The organism is Neobacillus fumarioli NBRC 102428 (assembly GCF_001591485.1).
Classification (GTDB): domain Bacteria; phylum Bacillota; class Bacilli; order Bacillales; family Cytobacillaceae; genus Neobacillus; species Neobacillus fumarioli.
On the sequence record NZ_BCUZ01000199.1, the window covers coordinates 1 to 2,911 of the forward strand.

Genomic DNA, 2,911 nt, shown 5'->3' on the forward strand with positions numbered 1-2,911 from the left:
AGCGAAAGCACCAAGGTAAGGCGCTTCCGCTTTTCTATTTGGCTAGCTTCAGCGCCTATCCCCTCGGGGTCAAATAACCTTCTGCACTAAAAGTCAAAAGGGCAGACTTTGAGTGCAGAAGAAACATTTGCCCGTCGGAGCTTTCCAAGGCGCTTCCGCTTTTCTATTTTGATTGCATCATTTTTGTGCGGTAGTCGGTTTCGTAGTATTCCAATTCTTCTCTAATCCGCTGAAATTCACCTTCAAGGCTTTTGACTAATTGGCTGACACTTTCTGGAATCGCGCGGTAAAACTTGATCGAGTTTCTGCCGGTATAAGCTGATCGGCTGTCTTCATACCAAGCATCATTCTTAGGAGCAAAGAACTCTTCAATACACTGATGATAAATTTTGTATAAAGTTTTTTCTGCTGCCGCTTTCTGAAACGGTTCACTTTGGAGAATGATGGAACAAGCATCCAAACCTTCCTCGCTATATACAACAAGTTTGCGTAATTGAGCAAAAATCACTTTTGTGTAAGAGCGTTCCTCTTCATTTTCTAACTGAAATTGTGACAATGATGTTTCATCTAAAAAATTCCCAAAAGAAACGATGACATTTGACAAAAAAGCTTTCACATCCTGAAGTTGTGAATTGACTAATGTATTTCCCATATTCATCCTCCTAGTATTGTTCCACATTTCATTTATTGCGGCTGCAAAATAAACTCCAGCGGCGAACGCAGATTGTAACCATTTGTTTGTTTAAGGGCAAGAAAAATTTCTGGCAATTTATCAAAATTGATATTTCGAAAATAAGAAGCGAATTCCTCTTTTGAATTGATATAGAGACGCTTTCTACTCCGAAGGCCAGGATTTTTCAATAAACAAACCAAGGCAACAATATCTTTAAATTCAACTTCCCTGCCATTCTGTACAAAAATAGGATCCTGTTTGTACGGGGTAAACTCTTGGTAAATTTCATCAAAATACCTTACATACAATACATGCAATGTCTTTTCGATTCCATCATCGCTGAACGTTACTTCACTCCGATTAAAAAAATCCTCGGAAGTGTTCGGTTGTGCTTTCTCTAATTCATAGCCTTTGCATTCTTTGATCAGCACCTTAATCCCGCTCCTTATCCACCATACGTTAAATCCCGCTTAAAAATTACTTCATAATGTATATATATTTTAGCATATATTCTCATATTTTGATTGGGTATTAGGAGTTAATCGTTTCCTGAAATTTCTCAAAAAACAAGTCTGCTTCCTCTTGAATAAATTCTTCTTCTGCTTTTTCAGGAAGCTTTGGCAATTCATCCAAACTTTTGAGCCCAAAATAATCAAGAAACTCTTCCGTTGTGCCGTATAGATATGCCCTTCCTGCGCCATCTGCCCGGCCGATTTCCTTTATTAATGCTTTAGCCATTAGGGTATGCAGCGGCCTCTCAGTTTTAACCCCGCGAATCTCCTCAATTTCAGCTCTGGTTATGGGCTGTTTATAAGCTATAATCGCCAATGTCTCCAATGCTGCCTGCGATAATGTTGAGGTATTGGGCGAATCGACGAGCTTTCTTAAATAGATGGCATTTTCTTTCTTTGTAGCAAGCTGATATGTACCGGCAAGTTCGATCAGCATGATGCCGCGATTGTCATTTTTACTGTATTCAAGCCTTAAATCCTCAATAATTTCTTGTGCTTTCATCTCGTCCACTTCCAGTACTTCCGCAATCTGCTTAAGCGAAAGCCCTTCATCTCCAGCTGCAAATAAGAGACTTTCAAGTATGCTTGTCCAATTAATGATATTCATACGCATCTCCTCCTTCCTTTACAGCTCGGATCATAATATCCCCGAAGTTTTCTTGCTGCCAGGCATCAATTTCTTTTCGTTTAATCAACTCTAAAACAGCTAAAAAAGTCACCACAATATGATCTTTTGTTGGAATGGGAAACAATTCATAGAAATTTTTTCTTCCGTTAAACTGTGATAATTCAGTCATAATTTCTTCCATTCTTTTTTCAATGGAGATTTCCTGACGAGTGATTTTAGTTGCAATTGGCCGCTGAAGTTTTTTTCTGCGCAGCAACTTTTGAAAAGCAGCCAGCATATCATAGAGGGATACATTTATTTCTGTCTTTCCAGGCTGAATTTCCTTTGAAAAATCGGATAAATCGCTTGGAGGTTTTGTATACATCAGTCCCCGTTCTTCTTCCAATGCCTTTAAATCCTGAGCCGCTTCTTTAAACTTTCGGTATTCGATCAACCGTTCAACAAGTTCATCCCTTGGGTCTTCTTCATAAACTTCCGGATCATCAGTGTGATTTTCTTCCTCATGTTTTGGAAGCAGCATTTTACTCTTTATCGCAAGCAAAGTTGCCGCCATTACTAAATACTCACTGGCAACATCCAGCTTAAGTTCATTCATCGTATGAATATACAATAAGTATTGCTCGGTTATTTGAGCGACCGGAATATCATATATGTCAATTTCCAGCCGGTTAATTAAATGGAGCAGCAAATCAAGCGGCCCTTCAAAAGCATCAATTTTTACCTGGTATGGCACTTTTACTTCACCAAAATTCTAAAAAAATAAAGTCGTTATGATTAAACGACTATTACTAGTATAGTTGATTCAGCTCACGTTATCCAATAGAAAAATCATACTAAAAGCACTTTTCCTAAATTAGGATGATTGCCCATAACACTGGACAGATCCTCGACATATGATAACAGGGAAATAACACAAATTGTAATAGGAGGTATTAGAAAATGGCTGACGGATTTGGTGCCGGCTTTGCGTTAATCGTCGTATTGTTCATTTTGTTAATTATCGTTGGTGCTGCTTGGGTTTGGTAAAGTGAAACTTGTCATAGGGTCCTTATTCTAAGGTCCCAAAAACAAGAAGCCCGTCTTTTTTGACGGGCTCTC

5 protein-coding genes are annotated in these 2,911 nt (G+C 38.6%); 1 reads left to right on the forward strand and 4 read right to left on the reverse strand.

The features are described 5' to 3' along the window. Positions 1-163: 163 nt before the first annotated feature. The 4 genes from BFU02S_RS15400 to BFU02S_RS15415 all read right to left on the reverse strand — a co-directional run bounded on the left by BFU02S_RS15400 (position 164) and on the right by BFU02S_RS15415 (position 2,546). The gene (locus tag BFU02S_RS15400; RefSeq protein WP_066372567.1) at positions 164-652 is read right to left on the reverse strand and encodes a YpuI family protein; all 489 of its coding nucleotides are present in this window, start codon (positions 650-652) and stop codon (positions 164-166) included. A gap of 32 nt (positions 653-684) precedes the next feature. Continuing rightward, positions 685-1,104 (reverse strand): hypothetical protein, encoded by a 420-nt coding sequence (locus BFU02S_RS15405; protein ID WP_066372570.1) that lies wholly within the window; start codon positions 1,102-1,104, stop codon positions 685-687. 100 nt (positions 1,105-1,204) lie between these two features. Then, on the reverse strand, positions 1,205-1,792 hold the full coding sequence (scpB, locus tag BFU02S_RS15410) for an SMC-Scp complex subunit ScpB (protein WP_066372571.1): 588 nt from the start codon (positions 1,790-1,792) through the stop codon (positions 1,205-1,207). Continuing rightward, positions 1,779-2,546 (reverse strand): segregation/condensation protein A, encoded by a 768-nt coding sequence (locus BFU02S_RS15415; protein ID WP_066372572.1) that lies wholly within the window; start codon positions 2,544-2,546, stop codon positions 1,779-1,781. Before BFU02S_RS15415 ends, scpB begins: the two co-directional genes overlap by 14 nt. Positions 2,547-2,752: 206 nt before the next feature. Here BFU02S_RS15415 and BFU02S_RS15420 point away from each other — a divergent pair, with 206 nt between their 5' ends. Further along, the gene (locus tag BFU02S_RS15420) at positions 2,753-2,839 is read left to right on the forward strand and encodes a YjcZ family sporulation protein (protein ID WP_066372574.1); all 87 of its coding nucleotides are present in this window, start codon (positions 2,753-2,755) and stop codon (positions 2,837-2,839) included. The last annotated feature ends 72 nt before the right edge of the window (positions 2,840-2,911 follow it).